Genomic DNA, 2,580 nt, shown 5'->3' with positions numbered 1-2,580 from the left:
TGTTGGCGCTGATTGAAAACTGACCCACCCTGCCGATTGAAAATTGACCCAGGGCGGATTGCTGATTTTTGTCCCAGCAATTGTGGATAAGCTTAGCAGTCGTGTTCCGCTTGAAGGCTCATCAAGCCCCACTGCATGTAGGCATGCGGCAGGGTGTTTACGATGCAGATCAAAACGGTTCATCGTCCTCGATACCATCTTCGTCCTTGCGCTTTCGTTCACGCGATTTGATCTTTGTCTGGTCTGCCAAGGTGCTGTGTTGCAGGCGGTAGGACTCGTTGCCCGTTTCGACGATGTGGCAGTGGTGTGTCAGCCGATCCAGTAACGCTGTGGTCATCTTGGCGTCACCAAACACACTCGACCATTCCGAGAAGCTGAGGTTGGTGGTGATGACCACGCTGGTGTGTTCGTACAGCTTGGAAAGCAGGTGAAATAACAGCGCGCCACCACTCTGGCTGAAGGGCAAATACCCAAGCTCATCGAGTATCACTAGGTCTGTCCGAAGCAGTCCCTGGGCGATTCTGCCTGCCTTACCATCGTACTTTTCACGTTCCAGCAGGTTGACGAGATCGACCGTGGAGAAGAACCGTACTCGTTTGTTATGAGTGGTGATTCCGGACACGGCCAAGGCACTGGCCAGGTGTGTTTTTCCGGTTCCAGGCCCACCGATGAACACGACATTTTGCGCAGTCTCCGTAAACTCAAGGCTGGATAATTCCTTGACCAGACGGGCATCAGCGCTGGAAGCGCTGAAGTCAAAGCCAGCTAAATCACGGTGCATGGGGAGCTTTGCCATGTTCATCTGATGATTCACAGAGCGCACGGCGCGATCTGCCTGCTCCTGTTGGAGCAGATGCTCAAGCAGCCATTTCGAGGATGCCGTCGAAGCTTCTCCCTGGGCCGCCAGTTCTTCCCAAGCCTGCGCCATGCCATGCAGACGCAGTTCTTTAAGTTCTGCCATCAAGTCACGCATTGCGGCTCTCCTCATCTGTTGTACGGAGTTGGTCATATCGGGCCGTGTTGGCAACGGGAGCCACCTTGAGTTGCAGGCTGGTTTCTACGGAAGGCGGTGGTGCAGTGGAGGTCAGTCGAGCTAGAACATTCAGGATGTGATCGGCGCTCAAGCTTCCCGACTCAAGCACCAGTTCTACCGCTACCAGCACCGGGTCGAGACCGGCGATGGGCACGGCAGCCAGCACCTGCGTCATGATTCGATCACCGTTGCTGTGACGTCTCAGGCCCCGTTTGAGAAGCCGCAACGGATTGGGCAGATCGGCAAACGGTGCGCCATTGCGCAGTGCACCCGGCTTGCGCTCGATGAGTGGGATGTAATGCTGCCAGTCAAAACTGACCTGATCTCGATCAAAGAGACGCTCGTGGCTGGCGATCATCATGTCATCGGCGATGACCACGATTCGGGTTGGGTAAAGACGGCTGCTGACCCACTGGCCGACTCGCTCACAAGGCACCGAGTAGCGATTTCGTGCCACGCTGATCAGGCAGGTGCTGGAGACCCTTACGGTGCGCTCGACGTAGCCATCAAAGGCCGTGGGCATTGGCATCATTTCGACCCGTTCCAACTCCAGGACGTCCGCCACCGTTAGCCCGTTGTACTGCGGGTGCACCAGCTCGCTCCAGAGCGCACGACAGCGTTGGCCGAGCCAGACATTCAGTTCTTCAAAGGTGTGGAACATGCAGTTTTGAGCATCGAGCCAGATGCGCCGCCGGCTGTCCTGTACGTTCTTTTCGACAATGCCTTTTTCCCAGCCAGAGGCCACGTTGCAGAAGTCCGGATCGAATAGGTAATGGGCACACATGACGGCAAACCGGGCATTGACCGTGCGACCTTTGCCTTTGTTGACCTTGTCGACAGCCGTTTTCATGTTGTCGTAGATGCCGCGACGCGGCACCCCACCTAACGCGCCAAACGAGCGGGTATGGGCATCGAACAGCATCTCGTGGCCTTGGCTGGGATACGCAACCAACCAAAATGCGCGACTGGCGCACAGCTTCATGTGGGAGACCTGGATGCGTCGAAACAGGCCACCGATCAGCAGACCTTCTTCGCTCCAGTCAAACTGGAAGGCCTCTCCGAGTGCAAACGTCAGCGGTACAAAAGCGCGTAAAGACTTGCCTTGCTCACCTCGCCACGAACGTACAAATGCTGTGAGCTGGCTGTAGCCGCCGTCATAACCCTCGGCCTTGATCTGCTCGAAAAGTGCTTTGGCGCTCCTGCGGTTGTGCTTTGCCCGGAACGAATCGGCCTTCAGCGCCTGTTCCAGCGTCTCGTGGAATGGGCTGAGTTTGTTGAAGGTTGCGCTGCGCTGGTACGCCGGCTGAGTTGCTTCGGGCGCTCTGACCCATTTTCGGATGGTGTTTCTCGACAGCCCGGTACGCTTGGCTATCTGATGCAGCGAGAGCTTGTCGCGGAAGTACATCCGCCGGATTTTTCCCAACATTTCCATGCTGATCACCCTGTATTCTCCTGCTCGAAAAGTGAGCAGAAGCAGTTGAACACCTGGGTCAGTTTTCAGTCGGCAGAACAGCCTTTACTGGGTCAGTTTTCGGTCAGCGGCAACA

The 2,580-nt window shown here is 56.2% G+C and carries 3 protein-coding genes; all 3 read right to left on the bottom strand.

What is annotated here, in order from left to right:
• Positions 1-183: hypothetical protein (locus GVL50_RS28845; RefSeq protein WP_218586052.1), on the bottom strand; the 183-nt coding region annotated here is incomplete at its 3' end.
• Positions 170-973: an IS21-like element helper ATPase IstB gene (gene istB / locus GVL50_RS28375; RefSeq protein WP_017476679.1), complete on the bottom strand. Its 804-nt coding sequence runs from the start codon at positions 971-973 to the stop codon at positions 170-172. The genes GVL50_RS28845 and istB, both read right to left, overlap by 14 nt.
• Positions 966-2,465 (bottom strand): IS21 family transposase, encoded by a 1,500-nt coding sequence (istA, locus tag GVL50_RS28370; protein WP_159815838.1) that lies wholly within the window; start codon positions 2,463-2,465, stop codon positions 966-968. Before istA ends, istB begins: the two co-directional genes overlap by 8 nt.
• Positions 2,466-2,580 lie beyond the last annotated feature (115 nt).

Origin of the sequence: Pseudomonas sp. 18058, assembly GCF_902706155.1 — a bacterium.
GTDB classification, from domain to species: Bacteria; Pseudomonadota; Gammaproteobacteria; order Pseudomonadales; family Pseudomonadaceae; genus Aquipseudomonas; species Aquipseudomonas rustica.
This window is presented reverse-complemented; position numbering and strand designations above follow the sequence as displayed.